This is a genomic window from Variovorax paradoxus EPS (genome assembly GCF_000184745.1).
GTDB classification, from domain to species: Bacteria; Pseudomonadota; Gammaproteobacteria; order Burkholderiales; family Burkholderiaceae_C; genus Variovorax; species Variovorax paradoxus_C.
In genome coordinates this window covers 856,492-871,928 of the sequence record NC_014931.1, presented here as the reverse complement: position 1 = coordinate 871,928, position 15,437 = coordinate 856,492, and the positions used below count along the sequence as shown (strand labels likewise).

At 67.7% G+C, this 15,437-nt stretch carries 15 protein-coding genes and 2 riboswitches; of the genes, 8 read left to right on the top strand and 7 right to left on the bottom strand.

Going from position 1 to position 15,437, the window contains the following annotated elements; genetic code table 11:
• Positions 1–3: 3 nt before the first annotated feature.
• The 4 genes from VARPA_RS03860 to rfbB are packed head-to-tail and all read right to left on the bottom strand — an operon-like array spanning position 4 to position 3,940.
• The gene (locus VARPA_RS03860) at positions 4–1,008 is read right to left on the bottom strand and encodes a GDP-mannose 4,6-dehydratase (protein WP_013539237.1); all 1,005 of its coding nucleotides are present in this window, start codon (positions 1,006–1,008) and stop codon (positions 4–6) included.
• A 32-nt stretch (positions 1,009–1,040) separates the two neighbouring features.
• A complete protein-coding gene (gene rfbA, locus VARPA_RS03855; RefSeq protein ID WP_013539236.1) occupies positions 1,041–1,943 on the bottom strand; it encodes a glucose-1-phosphate thymidylyltransferase RfbA in 903 nt (300 codons plus the stop codon).
• A gap of 39 nt (positions 1,944–1,982) precedes the next feature.
• Positions 1,983–2,873: a dTDP-4-dehydrorhamnose reductase gene (rfbD, locus tag VARPA_RS03850; protein WP_013539235.1), complete on the bottom strand. Its 891-nt coding sequence runs from the start codon at positions 2,871–2,873 to the stop codon at positions 1,983–1,985.
• Positions 2,870–3,940 (bottom strand): dTDP-glucose 4,6-dehydratase, encoded by a 1,071-nt coding sequence (gene rfbB, locus VARPA_RS03845; RefSeq protein WP_013539234.1) that lies wholly within the window; start codon positions 3,938–3,940, stop codon positions 2,870–2,872. Before rfbB ends, rfbD begins: the two co-directional genes overlap by 4 nt.
• A 115-nt stretch (positions 3,941–4,055) precedes the next feature.
• A riboswitch (glycine riboswitch) is annotated at positions 4,056–4,146 on the top strand.
• Positions 4,147–4,179: 33 nt separating this feature from the next.
• A riboswitch (glycine riboswitch) is annotated at positions 4,180–4,296 on the top strand.
• A gap of 90 nt (positions 4,297–4,386) precedes the next feature.
• Here rfbB and VARPA_RS03840 point away from each other — a divergent pair.
• A complete protein-coding gene (locus tag VARPA_RS03840; protein WP_013539233.1) occupies positions 4,387–5,688 on the top strand; it encodes a D-amino acid dehydrogenase in 1,302 nt (433 codons plus the stop codon).
• 9 nt (positions 5,689–5,697) lie between these two features.
• Here the strand turns inward: VARPA_RS03840 and VARPA_RS03835 are convergent, their stop codons facing one another.
• The 3 genes from VARPA_RS03835 to VARPA_RS03825 all read right to left on the bottom strand — a co-directional run bounded on the left by VARPA_RS03835 (position 5,698) and on the right by VARPA_RS03825 (position 9,330).
• Positions 5,698–6,975, bottom strand: coding sequence for an FIST signal transduction protein (locus VARPA_RS03835; protein ID WP_013539232.1), 1,278 nt, complete (start codon positions 6,973–6,975; stop codon positions 5,698–5,700).
• Between the two features lie 45 nt (positions 6,976–7,020).
• Entirely contained in the window at positions 7,021–7,794 is a 774-nt protein-coding gene (locus VARPA_RS03830; RefSeq protein WP_013539231.1) for a PhaM family polyhydroxyalkanoate granule multifunctional regulatory protein, read from the bottom strand.
• A 90-nt stretch (positions 7,795–7,884) separates the two neighbouring features.
• Positions 7,885–9,330 (bottom strand): PLP-dependent aminotransferase family protein, encoded by a 1,446-nt coding sequence (locus tag VARPA_RS03825; RefSeq protein ID WP_013539230.1) that lies wholly within the window; start codon positions 9,328–9,330, stop codon positions 7,885–7,887.
• 90 nt (positions 9,331–9,420) lie between these two features.
• On the opposite strand from VARPA_RS03825, the gene VARPA_RS03820 reads away from it, so the two are divergent.
• The 7 genes from VARPA_RS03820 to VARPA_RS03790 all read left to right on the top strand — a co-directional run bounded on the left by VARPA_RS03820 (position 9,421) and on the right by VARPA_RS03790 (position 15,435).
• Positions 9,421–10,020 (top strand): LysE family translocator, encoded by a 600-nt coding sequence (locus tag VARPA_RS03820; protein ID WP_013539229.1) that lies wholly within the window; start codon positions 9,421–9,423, stop codon positions 10,018–10,020.
• Between the two features lie 55 nt (positions 10,021–10,075).
• Complete coding sequence (locus tag VARPA_RS03815; RefSeq protein WP_013539228.1) at positions 10,076–11,038, top strand: DMT family transporter; 963 nt, start codon at positions 10,076–10,078, stop codon at positions 11,036–11,038.
• Between the two features lie 96 nt (positions 11,039–11,134).
• Complete coding sequence (locus tag VARPA_RS03810) at positions 11,135–12,337, top strand: PLP-dependent aminotransferase family protein (protein WP_013539227.1); 1,203 nt, start codon at positions 11,135–11,137, stop codon at positions 12,335–12,337.
• Between the two features lie 17 nt (positions 12,338–12,354).
• Entirely contained in the window at positions 12,355–13,020 is a 666-nt protein-coding gene (locus VARPA_RS03805; RefSeq protein WP_013539226.1) for a LysE family translocator, read from the top strand.
• Between the two features lie 4 nt (positions 13,021–13,024).
• Positions 13,025–13,666, top strand: coding sequence for a glutathione S-transferase family protein (locus VARPA_RS03800; protein ID WP_013539225.1), 642 nt, complete (start codon positions 13,025–13,027; stop codon positions 13,664–13,666).
• A gap of 132 nt (positions 13,667–13,798) precedes the next feature.
• The gene (locus VARPA_RS03795; protein WP_013539224.1) at positions 13,799–14,722 is read left to right on the top strand and encodes a PhzF family phenazine biosynthesis protein; all 924 of its coding nucleotides are present in this window, start codon (positions 13,799–13,801) and stop codon (positions 14,720–14,722) included.
• 20 nt (positions 14,723–14,742) lie between these two features.
• Complete coding sequence (locus tag VARPA_RS03790) at positions 14,743–15,435, top strand: VOC family protein (protein ID WP_013539223.1); 693 nt, start codon at positions 14,743–14,745, stop codon at positions 15,433–15,435.
• The last annotated feature ends 2 nt before the right edge of the window (positions 15,436–15,437 follow it).

Genomic DNA, 15,437 nt, shown 5'->3' with positions numbered 1-15,437 from the left:
CCCTTAGACGGTGTAGACCGCGGGGCGGTACAGGTGGATATTGCGCCGGATGAATTCGATGCTCTGGCGCAACCCCTCATCCAGATCGACTTGCGGCGACCATCCCATCAACTTCGCGGCCAGCGCGTTGTCGGAGACGAGCTTCAAGACCTCGCTCTTGTCGGGACGCATGCGCGCGGTGTCCGCAACGATCTCCTTTTCCACGCCCATCAGCTTGAGGATGCGCTCGGCAAAGTGGCCGATCGTGTAGGTCGAGCCGGTTCCGAGGTTGATGGTTTGTCCCTCGATGCCGGGCGTCACCGAAGCGGCGACGAAGCCGGCGACCGTGTCCGTCACGAAGGTCATGTCGCGCTCGGGCGTCAGCGATCCGAGCTTGATCACATCCTGCGTCAGAGCCTGCGAAATGATCGTCGGGATGAATGCCCTGGCCGATTGGCGCGGACCGAAAGTATTGAACGGGCGCAAGGTCACGACGCCGGTATCGAACGAACGGTAGTAGCTCTCGGCGATCTTGTCCGCTCCGATCTTCGAGGCCGAGTAGGGCGACTGCCCTTGCAGCGGATGTTCCTCGTCGATCGGCACGCGCACCGCGGTGCCGTACACCTCCGAGGTGCTCGTGTGGACGACGCGGCGAACCGACAGCCGGCGCGCGGCCTCCACGACGTTGAGCGTTCCCTCGACGTTGGTGCGCACGTAGCTGCGCGGGGCAACGTACGAATACGGAATGGCGATCAAGGCCGCCAGATGGCAGACGACGTCGATGCCCTGCATGGCGTGCATGACGAAGTCGCCGTCATCGATGTTGCCCGCCACGACGCGGAACTGGCCCTTCACGTCATCCGGCGCGAACTCGAGGTTGCCCCAGCTCGATGCAGAACCGTAGCGGACCATGGCCGTCACATCGGCGCCGGCACGCACGAGTGCTTCGACCAAGTGGCTGCCGATGAATCCGCCTGCGCCGGTTACGAGGTACTTCTGACCCGTCAGGGTCTGGCTTGATGAGTGCATGACTTGTATTGCTGAAGGAATTGTTTTAGGTGTCAGAGACCGGATTGAGCGTCTTCGACAAGCAGGCGGTTGAGGTACTTGCCATAGGCGTTTTTTTGCAACGGCGCGGCCAGCCGCGCCAACTGCTCCTTGTCGATGTAGCCGTTGCGCCAGGCGATCTCTTCAGGGCATGCAATCTTCAGGCCCTGGCGGTGCTCCAGCGTGGCGATGAACTGGCCGGCTTCGAGCAGGCTTTCATGCGTGCCCGTGTCCAGCCACGCGTAGCCGCGCTGCATGATCTGCACATTGAGCTTGCCCAGGTCGAGGTAGGCCTGGTTGACCGCCGTGATCTCGAGCTCGCCGCGCGCGCTGGGCTTCACGGCCTTGGCGATATCGACGACCTGGTTGTCGTAGAAGTAGAGGCCGGTCACCGCGTAGTTGCTCTTGGGTTTGAGCGGCTTTTCTTCGATGCTGCTGGCCTTGCCCTGGGCATCGAAGGCCACCACGCCATAACGCTCGGGGTCTTGCACGTGGTACGCGAAAACGGTCGCGCCGGACTGCTTTGCGTCTGCGTCGGCGAGCAGGTGCGCGAAGTCGTGCCCGTAGAAGATGTTGTCGCCCAGCACGAGCGCACTGGGATCGTTCCCCAGAAACTCGTCCCCGATGATGAAAGCCTGCGCCAGCCCGTCCGGGCTCGGCTGCACCGCGTACTGCAGGTTGATCCCCCATTGGCTGCCATCACCCAGCAACTGCTGAAAACGCGGCGTGTCCTGCGGCGTGCTGATGATCAGGATATCGCGCATGCCGCCGAGCATCAGCGTGCTCAGCGGGTAATAGATCATCGGCTTGTCGTACACCGGCAGCAGTTGCTTGCTCATGGCGAGCGTCGCGGGATGCAGGCGGGTGCCCGAGCCACCGGCGAGGATGATGCCTTTGCGTTGCGTCGTTGGGGTCATGGGATGTTCGTTCGTGTCTCTTGTCTTGCTCGACGGATGTCAGAAGGTTTCGCGCAACATGCGGGCGACGCCGGACTGCCACTCGGGCAGAACGAGGCCGAAGGTCGATTGCAGCTTGGTGGTGTCCAGGCGCGAGTTGTGCGGCCGCTTGGCCGGCGTCGGGAATGCGGTGGTGGGCACGGGCTCGACCGCCTCGGGGCCGGCCTTGAGTTCCACGCCCGCCGCCTTCGCCTGCTCGATCACGAAGCGCGCATAGCCATGCCAGGTGGTCACGCCACCGGCCACCGCGTGATAGAGACCGGCCTTGGACGGGTCCTGCAGCGTCGCGCGAATGGCGTGCGCGGTGATGTCGGCCAGCAGTTCCGCGCCGGTGGGCGCGCCGAACTGGTCGTCGATGACCGTGAGCTTGTCGCGCTCCTTGGCGATGCGCAGCATGGTCTTGGCAAAGTTGCCGCCGCGTGCGGCATACACCCAGCTGGTGCGAAAGATCAGGTGCCTCGCGCAGTGCTTTGCCACCAGTTGCTCGCCTTCGAGCTTGGTGCTGCCGTAGATGCTGAGCGGACCGGTCGCATCGTCTTCCTTCCAGGGCTTGCTGCCGCTGCCGTCGAAGACGTAATCGGTCGAGTAGTGAACCATCAGCGCGCCGATCTGCTGCGCGGCTTCGGCCACCACACCGGGCGAGGTGGCGTTGAGCTTGCGGGCAAAGTCGGGCTCGCTCTCGGCCTTGTCGACCGCGGTGTGCGCGGCGGCATTGACGATGACGTCGGGCCGCACCTTCAGCACGGTCTCGGCCAGTTGCTCGGGGCGGCTGAAGTCGGCGTTGAAATCGGTGCTGTCGAAGTCGAGCGCCACCAGTTCGCCCAGGGGCGCGAGGCTGCGCTGCAGCTCCCAGCCGACCTGTCCGCCCTTGCCCAGCAGCAGCAGCTTCATGCGGTCGCCTTCGCGTCGTATTGCTTTTCGACCCATTCGCGGTATGCGCCGCTCTGCACGTTGCGCACCCACTCGCCGTTCGCGAGGTACCACTCGACCGTCTTGCGGATGCCGCTGTCGAAGGTTTCGGCGGGCTTCCAGCCGAGCTCGCGCTCGAGCTTGCGCGCGTCGATGGCATAGCGGCGGTCGTGGCCCGGGCGGTCGGTCACGTAGGTGATCTGTTCCTTGTACGGCTTGCCGTCGGCCTTGGGGCTCAGTTCGTCGAGCAGCGCACAGACGGTGTTGACGATCTCGATGTTGGGCTTCTCGTTCCAGCCGCCGACGTTGTAGGTCTCGCCGAGCTTGCCGGCTTCGAGCACGCGGCGGATGGCGCTGCAGTGGTCCTTCACGTAGAGCCAGTCGCGCACCTGCATGCCGTCGCCGTACACGGGCAGCGGCTTGCCTGCGAGTGCGTTGACGATCATCAGGGGGATGAGCTTCTCGGGGAAATGGAACGGCCCGTAGTTGTTCGAGCAGTTGGTGGTGACCACCGGCAGGCCGTAGGTGTGGTGCCAGGCGCGCACGAGGTGGTCGCTGGCGGCCTTGCTGGCCGAGTAGGGGCTGTTGGGCTCGTACTTGTTCTCTTCGGTGAAGGCCGGGTCGGTCTTGGAGAGCGAGCCGTAGACCTCGTCGGTCGACACGTGCAGGAAGCGGAAGGCGGCCTTCTGGTCGGCCGGCAGCGCATTCCAGAAACCGCGCACGGATTCGAGCAGGCGGAAGGTGCCCAGCACGTTGGTCTGCACGAAGTCTTCGGGGCCGTGGATCGAGCGGTCGACGTGCGACTCGGCGGCGAAGTTCACGATGGCACGGGGCTTGTGCTCGGCCAGCAGGCGGTCGAGCAGCGCGCTGTCGCCGATGTCGCCCTGCACGAAGATGTGCTTCGGGTTGTCCTTGAGGGACGCGAGCGTCTCGAGATTGCCTGCGTAGGTCAGCTTGTCGAGATTCACGACCGGCTCATCGCTCTGCGCGATCCAGTCGAGTACGAAATTGGCGCCAATGAAGCCTGCGCCGCCGGTAACCAGGATCATGGGGTCCCCTGTTGTTGTCGAACGATCGCCCTTTGGCGAATGAACGGGAGATTATCCCACCGGCCCACAGGGCCGAAATCCAGGGTTGGCGCATCCGCGGGGCCCACCTACAATCGCCCCCACTGCAGGAGAGCGGGCCACCCCGGTGGCCCTACCGAAGGCGCAAACTCCCATAAACGCTCAGGTCGGCCCAACGAAGTTCTTTGTAATTTCGGCAAGGGGTCAGTACTGCATCAAATCAAACGCCGTCTGGAGAGCCATCGCACCCGCAAAGGTGTCGCGATGCACCGAAGGAGCAAACCCGTTGCAAGGCGCAACAGGTGAATCTCTCAGGTATCGAGGACAGGGGGAGCGGCAACTTGGACGGCGGACGTCCGGTTGCTTGCTATTGATTAAGTAGCACGCCACGCCCGCCATTCAAGCGCTGCACCTCAAAGGTACTTGCAATGCGCGTGATCGTTCTTGGCGCCGGCCTGCTCGGCGTGACTTCGGCTTATTACCTCCAGCAACTCGGCCACGAAGTGACCGTCATCGACCGGCAGGCCACCCCCGCCGCCGAAACCAGCTTCGCCAACGGCGGGCAGATATCCGTCAGCCACGCCGAACCCTGGGCCAACCCCAGCGCGCCCCTCAAGGTGCTGCAGTGGCTTGGCAAGGAAGACGCCCCGCTGCTCTTTCGCATCCGCGCCGACATGCGCCAGTGGCTCTGGGGCCTGCAGTTCCTGCGCGAGTGCACCCCGGCGCGCACGAAGCACAACATCGAGCAGATCGTGCGCCTGGGCACCTACAGCCGCGACACGCTGCAGCAGCTGCGCCGCGATACGGGCCTGAGCTACGACCAGCGCACCCAGGGCATCCTGCATTTCTATACGACGCAGAAGGAGTTCGACGGCGCACTCAAGCCGGCCGAGCAGATGCGCGCCCTCGGCTGCGAACGGCTGGTGATCTCGGCCGACGAGGCGGTGAAGATCGAGCCTGCCCTCGCTCACATCCGCCCCCAGCTGGCCGGCGCCACCTACACGGCCGAGGACGAATCGGGCGACGCCAATCGCTTCGCCCGCGAACTGGTCGGCCTCGCGGCCGCGGCTGGCGTGAAGTTCCTCATGAGCCACACGGTGACCGCGCTGCGCGAAGCCGGCGGCAGCATCGACCACGTCGAGGCGACCGACAACGAAGGCCGCTTCCAGCGCATCCGCGGCGACGCGTTCGTGCTGGCGATGGGTTCGCTGAGCCCGCTGTACGCGGCGCCACTGGGCATCCGCCTGCCGATCTACCCGGCCAAGGGCTACTCGGTGACGCTGCCCGTGAAGGACGCCTCGAAGGCGCACCAGGTCTCGCTGACCGACGACGAATACAAGCTGGTGTTCTCGCGCTACACGTCTGAATCGGGCGACCGCCTGCGCATCGCGGGCACGGCCGAACTCAACGGCTACGACCGCGACCTGAACCGCGTGCGCTGCGAAGCCATCGTGCGGCGCGTCGAGGAGCTGTTCCCCGGCGCCGGCGACACCGAGCAGGCCCAGTTCTGGACCGGCCTGCGCCCCGCGACGCCGAGCAACGTGCCGATGATCGGCAAGACGAAGCTGCCGAACCTGTACCTGAACACCGGCCACGGCACGCTCGGCTGGACGCACGCGTGCGGCTCGGGCAAGTCGATCGCGCGGATCGTGAGCGGGCTGGCGCCCGAGGTGGACTTTGCGTTCACGGGCATGCCGGCGCCGCAGCCGCGCGTGCTGCAGCCGGCCTGACCGCGGTCGTCAATCCTTGCTGGTGAACACCGTCAACACACCGGTGTAGCCATACAGGTGATGGCGGGCGATCTCGCCCGCGGCGAAGAAGCCGACCAGCGGCACGTCGCCCAGCGCGTGGCGCACGATCTGCAGTTCGGCGCCCGGTGCGCCGAAGTGCGGGCCGCCGCGTCCGGAGCAGCTCACGTACACCGCGCCTGCAATTCGGCGCGCGGGGTGCGGGGCAGCCTCCGCTTCGCCAGCAGCAACGGCGCGGGCGGTGGCCAGCGTCTGCTCTTCCGGCTCCAGCTCTTCGCGAATCTCCGCGCAGATGCGCATCAGGTCGGCGCGCGCAGCCTGCGCGTTGCGGCGGCAGAAGGTCAGCCGCATGCCGGCCTCGGCCGTGTCGGCGATCGCGATGCCGCGGCGCGTCGGGTCCAGGCCGATGATGTGGCGCACCAGCACGTCGGCGCCCAGGTCGCCGGTGCGGCGCACGCCGTCGCTGCCCGCATCGGCCAGGCCGACCAGCGTGTTGCGCACCGCGTCGATGGCCTCCTGCGGCCGTTCGAGCGACACCTGCAGGTCGGCCAGCAGCACGTCGAGCGCGGGCTCGCCGTCGAGCTTGAGCAGGAGGTTGCCGTCGGCTTCAGTGATCTCGCGCTCGCGCACGCCCGAGCGCAGCGGCTGGCAGCCCTGGGTGACGCGGGACACCACCCGCACGCCTTCACCGAACACCACGCCCGAGAGGCCGCCGGAGAACACGCCGCCCGCAGCGCCGTGGCCGCGGATGTTGCCGTTGCCGCCGACCGCGAACTGCAGCGCGCCGCCGCGGCCCGACGAGAGTCCGCCGAAGAGGTAGCCGGTGTCGACGCGGCCGGCCATCTCGCCGATCAGCTCGGTGAGGTCGGGCGTCGCGGGGTCGGCGTGGACGAGCGCGGTGTGCGCCTCGAAGCCGCTCATCTCCGAATTGCTCAGCGGCGCCACGCCCGAGAACACGCGGTACTGGTCGCTCGGCAGCGCGCAGAGCATGAGGCTCATGCCCGGCTCGTCGAAGTACTCGGCGTTGTTGGCCGAGACGCCGATGCCGACGGTGCCCGACCAGTCGGTCACCTCGGGCAACTCGGCGCTCAGGTGATCGAGGATCTCCTGCGCCTCGGGCGCGTAGTGGTCGGTGATGTAGAGCAGCCCGAGCGTCGGGGACGACGCGTAGTCGGGCAAGGCCATCTGCGCGCGCAACTGGGCCAGCACGAGGCCGGCGGCCATGCGCCATTGCGGATGGGTGGCATGACCCGTAGGAAACAACTTCATGATGCGTGCCAACCCGTTCTCTTCAAAAGTGGAATGTGTAGGACGTCAGCGGCGGCCGGTGGTTCGCTTGCGCGCGGCGGTCGACGTCTTTTTCTTCGCGGCGGGCGTTGCCGCCTTTTTGGCCGCGGTTCTTGCCGCAGTCTTGGCCTTGGGCTTCTTCGCGGCGGCCGTTGTCTTGCCCATCACCTTGCCGACCGCATCGGCCAGCGGCTGGGCCATGGCGGGGACCTTGAGCTGGGCCGCGTCCTGCAGCGCCGTGCTGGCGATCTGCTGGAACTGCTCGGTCAGCGAGCCCCACCATTGCATCGGATCGACCACGCCAGCGCCGTCGGCAGCAGCCTTGCCGCGCGGCTTTTTCTTCGGCACCAGTGCTTCTTCTTCCTCGATCTCGGCCTCGTCTTCTTCCTCTTCTTCGACAGGCTCGGGTTCGGGCGCGGCGGCCGCTGCAAAGGGCGCGGGCGCAGGAGCCGCCGTGGCCGCAGCGGCCTGCTTGGTGAACACGCTGGCCAGGTCTTCCATCCGCACGTTCATGCCGCGCAGGGTCGAGAGCGTCATCTTCTGCACCTCGAGCGCCTGGATCGTGGCCTTGAGCGCATGGCCGTTCTGCTCGAGCCAGTACTGCACGGTCTTGAGTTCCTGGATGCGCTTGTCGACCTCCTCCACGCTCAGCGTGGGCGCCACCCAGCTCGCGAGGCTGGGGATGCCCGGCACCGACGATGCGGCGCCGGTGCCTGCTGCGGCGCCCCCGGCCAGGTTCTTCAGGAAGTCGAATCCGGGGACGAACTGGCTGAAGTCGAAGGGTTTGCTGGCGTTGGTCATGCGGGAGGTCTCCTGGCTGGGTTTTCTTGTGCTGCCAGCTTACTCCAAGGCCTTGGCCTTTGGCCCGCCGGGCGCGGGCTTTTACCTGTGTCAGAGCTCGCCCCGCACCTTGCTGAAAACTTTCCAGAAAGTGGCGTCCTGCGAGGTCGCGAAATTGATCCGCATCATGGTGCTCGGCGGCCGGCGCGCATGGAAGAGCGAGCCCGGCGCGAGCAGATAGCCCTGGTCGAGCATGCGCTGGGTGAGCGAGTCGGTGTCGACGCCCGTGTCGACCCAGCCGAACAGGCCCGCCGGCTCCGAGGCGAAGGTGCAGCCGTGCGACATGGCGAGCTTCACCGCCCGTCCGCGCGCGCCGTCGAGCCGGATGCGTATGCGGTCCGCATGCCGGCGCAGTTGCCCCTGGTCGATGCACCACGACAAGGCCCGCTCGAACAGCGTGGGCGAAGTGAGCGTGGCCAGGAGCTTGGTCTCCAGCAGCCGCTCCTTCAGCGCGGGCGACGCGGCCAGGAAACCGATGCGCCAGTTGGGCGCAATGATCTTGGCGAAGCCGCTCACGTAGACGGTGCGCTGCAGCCCGTCGAGCGCGCTCAGCCGCGTGGCGTGCTCGGGCGCGAGGTGGCTGTAGGTGTCGTCCTCGACGATGTGGAAGTCGTGCTCGTTCGCCAGCTTGAGCACCCGGTGGGCACTGCCGGGCGTGAGGCTGTAGCCGGTCGGGTTGTGCAGCACGCTCACGCTCACGAAGAGCTTGGGCTTGTGCAGCACGCAGTACTGCGCCATCACCTCCAGGTCGGGCCCGTCGGCACGGCGCGGCACCGGCAGGATGCGCATGCCCAGCGCCTCGAGCCGCGCGAATTCCAACGCCCAGCCCGGCTCCTCGACCATCACTGGATCGCCCGGCCGCAACAGCGTGCGGCTCACGATGTCCAGCGCATGGGTCGCGCCGATGGTGGTGATGATCTGGTCCGGCGCTGCCGGCACGTTGATGCCCACCAGCTTCTGCGAGAGGCTGCGGCGCAGGCTCATGTCGCCGGAGGGCTCGCCGTATTGGAGCGACAGCTCCTGCAGCACGGCTGTACCGGTCATGCGCCGCACCGCCGTGGGGATGAAGGTGGACGTCATCCAGTCCGGCGGGAACACGCCCATGCCGGGCTGCGGCTTGTCGCTCGGGCGGTGGAACATGCTGCGGATCAGCGAACTCGCGTCGGCCGGTACGCGCGAGGCCATCATCTGCACGGCCATTGCCGCCGGCATGTCGCCCACGCCGACGACGTCGGAGGTTTTGCCTGAGCGGCTGTCCTGTATCGGGGCCGAATCCCGCACGTAGAAGCCGCGTTGCCGGCGGGCTTCGACAAGCCCCTGCGCCAGCAATTGGTCGTAGGCGGCGACGACCGTGTACGGGCTCACGCCCTGCTGCCGCGCGCACTCGCGCACCGAGGGCAATCGGGCGCCGGGCGGCAGCAGCCGGGTGCGGATGCGCTCGGCCAGGCGGTCTGCGAGCTGGCTGGTCAACGACTGGGTGGAGGTTCGTGTCAGCATGCTGTGTCGAAAGATTGACCAATACAGATTCCGGATTTGTCCGACCATCTGTACTGGCACTGTAATGGTCTCAAGTTTAGAGTGTGCGTCATGAACTGGCAAGAATTCACCGCGCTGCTGGTGCTGGCCACGGCGATGAGTTTTTCGCCCGGTCCCAACACCACGCTTTCCACCGCCCTGGCGGCCAACGGCGGCTTGTCGCGCGCGATGCGCTTCGTGGTCGCGGTGCCGGTCGGCTGGACCTTGCTGCTGGCGATCTGCGCTGCCGGCCTGGGCGCGCTGGTGGTCGCGGTGCCGCCGCTGCGGCTGGCGATCAAGGGCCTGGGCATCGCCTACCTGCTGTGGCTGGCCTGGAAGCTCAGCGGCAGCGCCAAGCTCGGCAAGGCCGACAACGCCAGCCTCTCGGTCGGTTTCGGCCAGGGCGTGATGCTGCAGTTCGTCAACATCAAGGCGTGGCTCCTCGCGCTCACGCTGGTGGCCGGATGGATCGCCGGCCAGCCCGATGCGCTCTCGCGCTTCGCCATCGTCGCGCCGGTGATGCTGTTCTATGCCTTCGTCAGCAACTTCGCCTATGCGCTGGTCGGCGCGCTGCTGCGCGATTGGCTCGCCAAGGGCAAGCGCCTCCTGTGGTTCAACCGCGCGATGGGCTTCGTGCTGGTGCTGACCGCATGGTGGATGGTGAGCGTATGAGCCGCCGGGCCGCTCCCAAGGCGAATGCCGCAGCGCGCAGCGCGAAGGCTGCGCCATGACAAAGCGCTTCGACATCAAGGACGAGACGCTGGGCATGTGGCTCGGCGTAATCGGCGTGGCGCTGTTCGCGGTGACCCTGCCCATGACGCGGCTGGCCACCGGCACGCAGGCTGCGCCTCAGTTGTCGCCGTGGTTCGTCACGCTCGGGCGCGCGGCGCTGGCGGGCGTGCTGTCGGCCATCTTCCTCCTGGCCACGCGCTCGCCGCGGCCTGCATCGCACCAGTGGAAGCCGCTGGGCATGGCGGTGCTGGGCAACGTCATCGGCTATCCGCTGCTGCTGGGCTACGCACTGCGGGTGGTCACGGCCAGCCACGCGGCGGTCGTCACGGCGCTGCTGCCGCTGGTCACCGCCGCGGTCGCGGCCTGGGTGCTGCATCAGCGCGCACGCCTCGGCTTCTGGCTCTGCGCGGTCGCCGGCAGCCTGCTGGTGGTGGTGTTCTCGGTGCTGCGCGCGAGCCAAAGCGGACACGGCTTCGGCTTCGAATGGGCCGACCTGCTGCTGGTGGGCGCGGTCATCGCCGCTTCATTCGGCTACATCTACGGCGCGCAGGTAACGCCTTCGCTGGGTGCCGAGCGCGTGATCTGCTGGGTCTGCGTGATGGCACTGCCGGTGACGCTGCCGGCCACGCTGTTCCTCTGGCCCACGACGCCCATCGCCACGGCGTCATGGCTGGGCTTCGTCTACGTCGGCATGTTCTCGATGTGGATCGGCTTCTTCGCCTGGTACCGCGGCCTCGCCCTCGGCGGCGCGCTGCGCGTGAGCCAGACGCAGTTGCTGCAGCCCTTTCTGTCGATCCTCGCGTCGATCCCGATCCTGGGCGAACCGCTCGATGTGGTGACCCTGGGCTTCGCGATCGCGGTGGTGGTCACCGTGGTCATCGGCAAGAAGCTCTCGCAGCCGCAGGCCGCTCCCGCTGCGGCGCCGCTCCCGGCAGGCGCGGCCGGAAGAAGCCGATGACCGCTCCACGCCACGCCGGCTGCAACAAAATCCTTGTTGCATCCCCTGGCGACCTGCCCTCGAATCTCACCTCACCCGCTTGAAAGAAGAAACACCATGAACTGGAAACTCGCCGCCCGCGCCGCCAAGATGAACCCGTCGGTGCTGCGTGAAATCCTCAAGGTCACCGAACGCCCCGGCATCATCAGCCTGGCGGGTGGCCTGCCCTCGCCCAAGACCTTCCCGATCCAGGCCTTCGCCGATGCCTGCGCCGAAGTGCTGCACAACGACGGCCAGGCCGCGCTGCAGTACGCCGCGAGCGAAGGCTACGCGCCGCTGCGCCAGGCCGTGGCCGACATGCTGCCGTGGAACGTCGACCCCGCGCAGGTGCTCATCACCACCGGTTCGCAGCAGGGCCTCGACCTGGTGGCCAAGGTGCTGATCGATCCGGGCAGCAAGGTGCTGGTCGAGACGCCCACCTACCTCGGCGCGCTGCAGGCCTTCGGCCCGATGGAGCCCAACCCGGTGAGCGTGGCGAGCGACGAAGACGGCGTGATCGTCGACGACCTGGTCGCCAAGGCGAAGGACGCACGCTTCGTCTACCTCCTGCCCAACTTCCAGAACCCGACGGGCCGCACCATGACCGAAGAGCGCCGCGCCGCCGTATCGGCCGCTGCAGCCGAAGCGGGCCTGCCGATCATCGAAGACAACCCCTACGGCGAACTCTGGTTCGACGAAGCCCCACCGCTGCCGCTGACCGCGCGCAACCCCGAGGGCTGCATCTACCTGGGCTCGTTCTCGAAGGTGCTGGCACCGGGCCTGCGCCTGGGTTTCCTGGTCGCGCCGAAGGCCATCTACCCGAAGCTGCTGCAAGCCAAGCAGGCGGTCGACCTGCACACGCCGATCTTCACGCAACGCATGGTGTCGGCCGTGATGAAGGACGGTTTCCTCGACCGCCACGTGCCCACGATCCGCGCCCTCTACAAGCGCCAGCGCGACGCGATGATCGCCGCGCTCACCCGCGAAATGGCGGGCCTGGACGTGAAGTTCAACGCGCCCAAGGGCGGCATGTTCCTGTGGGCGCGCCTGCCCGAGGGCATCGACACGGTGAAGCTGCTGCCCAAGGCCGTCGAGCGCAACGTGGCCTTCGTGCCCGGCGCGCCGTTCTACGCGGGCCTGGGCGATCCGCGCACGCTGCGCCTGTCGTTCGTGACAGCCAGCGTGGAAGAAATCGATGTCGCCATCGCCGCGCTCGCCATCACGCTGCGCGAAGAGCTGGAACTGCTGGGCGAGCACAAGCTCGCCCCCGCACCGGTGTAAAGAAAAGGGGCCTGCCGATGATCGGACTCGCGACGCTCTCGCTCTTCCTGCTCGCGGTGCTGGCGCTGTTCCTCTCGCCCGGCCCGAACATGGCCTTCGTGCTCTCGCACGGCGTGGCGCACGGCCCGCGCGGCGGGTTCGCGGCGGCCATCGGCATCTCGGCCGCCGACCTGGTGCACACGCTGTTCGCGGCGACCGGCGTCACCGCGCTGGTGGCCGCCTGGCCGCCGTCGTTCGACGTGCTGCGCTATGCGGGCGCGCTGTACCTGGTGTGGCTCGCGGTGCAGGCCCTGCGCAGCGGCGGCGGGCTTCGCGTGGGTGCGGAGGCCCAACCCGCCGGCTTCGGGCGCATCGTGCGCATGGCGCTCCTGAACAACCTCGTCAATCCGAAGGCGCTGCTGTTCTTCATGGTGTTCCTGCCGCAGTTCGTCGATCCGTCGCGTGGCAGCGTGGCGCTGCAGCTGGTGCAGCTGGGCGTGGTGCTGTCGGTGGCCGCGCTCGCTTTCAACACGTTGCTGGGCGCCTGCAGCGGACAGGTCGGGCGCTGGCTGCAGCGCCGGCCGGGAGCCGAGAAATTCCAGCGCACGTTGCTCGCCCTCGTGATGATCGGCCTGGCGATCCGCCTGCTGATGCTCGACCGCCCCGCGGCCGCCATGGCCGCACTTCCCGCACAAGGACACTGAAATCATGCTCAACATCTGGGGCCGCATCAGCTCGATCAACGTCCGCAAGGTCGTGTGGTGCGCGCAGGAACTCGGCCTGGACTTCCAGCGCACCGAGGCCGGCGGCAAGTTCGGCGTGGTGCAGACGGCCGAGTACCTCGCGCTCAATCCGAATGCGATGGTGCCGGCCATCGACGACGGCGAAGGCGCCGAGCGCGTGACGCTCTGGGAGTCGAACGTGATCGTGCGCTACCTCTGCGCGAAGCATTCGCACGGCACCCTCTACCCGAGCGACCTGCCCGCGCGCTTCGATGCCGAGCGCTGGATGGACTGGCAGCAGACCACGCTCAACCGCGCGAGCCGCGACGCTTTCATCCAGTGGGTGCGCACGGCCCCTTCGGAGCGGCAGCCGGCGCTCATCGAGGCCTCGGTGCGCGAGAGCGAGGCGCTCTTCGCCATGCTCGATGCGCACCTTGCGAAGCAGCCCTACATGGCCGGCGAGCGCTTCACCATGGCCGACATTCCCATCGGCTGCGAAGCGCACCGCTGGTTCGGCCTGCCGGCCGCCGAATACCACCGGCCGAGCTGGCCGAACGTCGAGCGCTGGTACGCCGACCTCCTCTCACGCCCGGGCACGCGCGGCGTGCTCGATCTAGGACTGGAATGACCCCCAGTCTTCGCGCACTTCGTGTCGCTTCGCCAACCCCCTTGCAGGGGGCGACACCAGTGGCCCGGCAAAGCCGGTTCCACGGTGTCTCCCTGACTGACATTGCCCATTGACCTGAACCGTTTGAAATCGATGAAATCCCGCCCCTTCAAGCAAGTCGACGTCTTCACCGCCACCGCCTACTACGGCAACCCGCTTGCCGTGGTGATCGATGGGCAGGACCTCGACGACGCCGCGATGCAGCGCTTCGCGCAATGGACGAACCTGTCCGAGACCACGTTCCTTCTGCCGCCGACCGACGCGGCGGCCGACTACCGCGTGCGCATCTTCACGCCCGGCGGCGAGCTGCCGTTTGCGGGCCATCCGACCATCGGCAGCTGCCATGCGTGGCTGCAGGCGGGCGGCAAGCCCAAGGCGGCCGGTCGCGTGGTGCAGCAATGCGGCGCCGGCCTCGTGCCGCTGCGCCGCGACGGCGACCGCCTTGCCTTTGCCGCGCCGCCGCTCAAGCGCAGCGCGCCGAGCCCCGCGCTGCTGGCCAAGGTGGCCGGCGCCCTGGGCTTGAAGGCGCAGCACGTCGTTGCGGCGCAGGTTCTGGACAACGGACCTGTCTGGTTCGGCCTGCTGCTGAACGACGCCGACGCGGTTCTGGCGCTGCAGCCCGACCACCGCGCGCTGAAGGAGCTGGGCGTGAAGGCCGGCGTGGCGGGAGTGCCAGCGGCGCACGACACCTCGCTGCTCATCGGCCGCTCGAACCGCGAGGCGCGCGCCTTCGGCAACCGGCCCGCCACGCCGAACGACGACGGCGCGAAGATCGACCTGGAAGTGCGCGCTTTTGCCGAACCCATCGGCGTGCAGGAAGACCCGGTCACCGGCAGCCTGAACGCGAGCCTCGCCGAATGGCTGATCGCCGACGGCCACATGCCCGAGCGCTACCTCGCGGCGCAAGGCCAGTGCCTCGGCCGCGCGGGCCGCGTCTACATCGAGCGCGACGCCGAAGGAAAGATCTGGGTCGGCGGCGATGCCGTGACCTGCATCGACGGCAGCGTCACGCTCTGATCGCGAACGAGGACGCCGCCATGCACGCCGAAGTCGACCACCTGGTGATTGCCGCCCGTTCGCTGGCCGAGGGCGTCGCATGGTGCGAGGCCACGCTCGGCATCACGCCCGGCCCTGGCGGCACGCATCCGCTGATGGGCACGCACAACCGGCTGCTGAATGTGGCGAGCGAGGCCTATCCGAAGGCCTATGCGGAAATCATCGCGATCGAGCCCGGCAAGGCGCCGTCGCGGCCGAAGACACGCCGCTGGTTCGACCTGGACGATGCGGCACTGCAAGCCGCGCTCGCGCAGCACGGCCCGCGGTTGATCCACTTCGTGGCGCGCGTGCCCGATGCGCACGCCGCCGTGCAGGCACTGGCCCGCGAGGAGCATGCGCACATCGACCGCGGCCGCGTGCTCGAGGCTTCGCGCGACACGCCGGCCGGCCGGCTCGAATGGCAGATCACGGTGCGCGACGATGGGCAGCGCCTTTTCTATGGCGCGCTGCCGACGCTGATCCAGTGGGGCGCTGTGCATCCGACCGATGCGATGCCTTCGTCGGGCCTCGCCCTGCGTTCGCTGTGCGCCGCGCATCCGCGCGCGCCGGCGTTGTCGGCGGCGCTTTCGGCCGTCGGCATGAAGGGCCTGCAAGTGGACGCCGGCCCGCCGAACCTCGTCGCCGTGCTCGATACGCCGCGCGGCATCGTCACCCTCGAATCGCAAGGACTCTGAGC

Bases quoted from the DNA above. Each gene is read 5' to 3' on its own strand.
- VARPA_RS03860 (WP_013539237.1), bottom strand. From the start codon at position 1,008: ATGCACTCATCAAGCCAGACCCTGACGGGTCAGAAGTACCTCGTAACC.
- rfbA (WP_013539236.1), bottom strand. From the start codon at position 1,943: ATGACCCCAACGACGCAACGCAAAGGCATCATCCTCGCCGGTGGCTCG.
- rfbD (WP_013539235.1), bottom strand. From the start codon at position 2,873: ATGAAGCTGCTGCTGCTGGGCAAGGGCGGACAGGTCGGCTGGGAGCTG.
- rfbB (WP_013539234.1), bottom strand. From the start codon at position 3,940: ATGATCCTGGTTACCGGCGGCGCAGGCTTCATTGGCGCCAATTTCGTA.
- VARPA_RS03840 (WP_013539233.1), top strand. From the start codon at position 4,387: ATGCGCGTGATCGTTCTTGGCGCCGGCCTGCTCGGCGTGACTTCGGCT.
- VARPA_RS03835 (WP_013539232.1), bottom strand. From the start codon at position 6,975: ATGAAGTTGTTTCCTACGGGTCATGCCACCCATCCGCAATGGCGCATG.
- VARPA_RS03830 (WP_013539231.1), bottom strand. From the start codon at position 7,794: ATGACCAACGCCAGCAAACCCTTCGACTTCAGCCAGTTCGTCCCCGGA.
- VARPA_RS03825 (WP_013539230.1), bottom strand. From the start codon at position 9,330: ATGCTGACACGAACCTCCACCCAGTCGTTGACCAGCCAGCTCGCAGAC.
- VARPA_RS03820 (WP_013539229.1), top strand. From the start codon at position 9,421: ATGAACTGGCAAGAATTCACCGCGCTGCTGGTGCTGGCCACGGCGATG.
- VARPA_RS03815 (WP_013539228.1), top strand. From the start codon at position 10,076: ATGACAAAGCGCTTCGACATCAAGGACGAGACGCTGGGCATGTGGCTC.
- VARPA_RS03810 (WP_013539227.1), top strand. From the start codon at position 11,135: ATGAACTGGAAACTCGCCGCCCGCGCCGCCAAGATGAACCCGTCGGTG.
- VARPA_RS03805 (WP_013539226.1), top strand. From the start codon at position 12,355: ATGATCGGACTCGCGACGCTCTCGCTCTTCCTGCTCGCGGTGCTGGCG.
- VARPA_RS03800 (WP_013539225.1), top strand. From the start codon at position 13,025: ATGCTCAACATCTGGGGCCGCATCAGCTCGATCAACGTCCGCAAGGTC.
- VARPA_RS03795 (WP_013539224.1), top strand. From the start codon at position 13,799: ATGAAATCCCGCCCCTTCAAGCAAGTCGACGTCTTCACCGCCACCGCC.
- VARPA_RS03790 (WP_013539223.1), top strand. From the start codon at position 14,743: ATGCACGCCGAAGTCGACCACCTGGTGATTGCCGCCCGTTCGCTGGCC.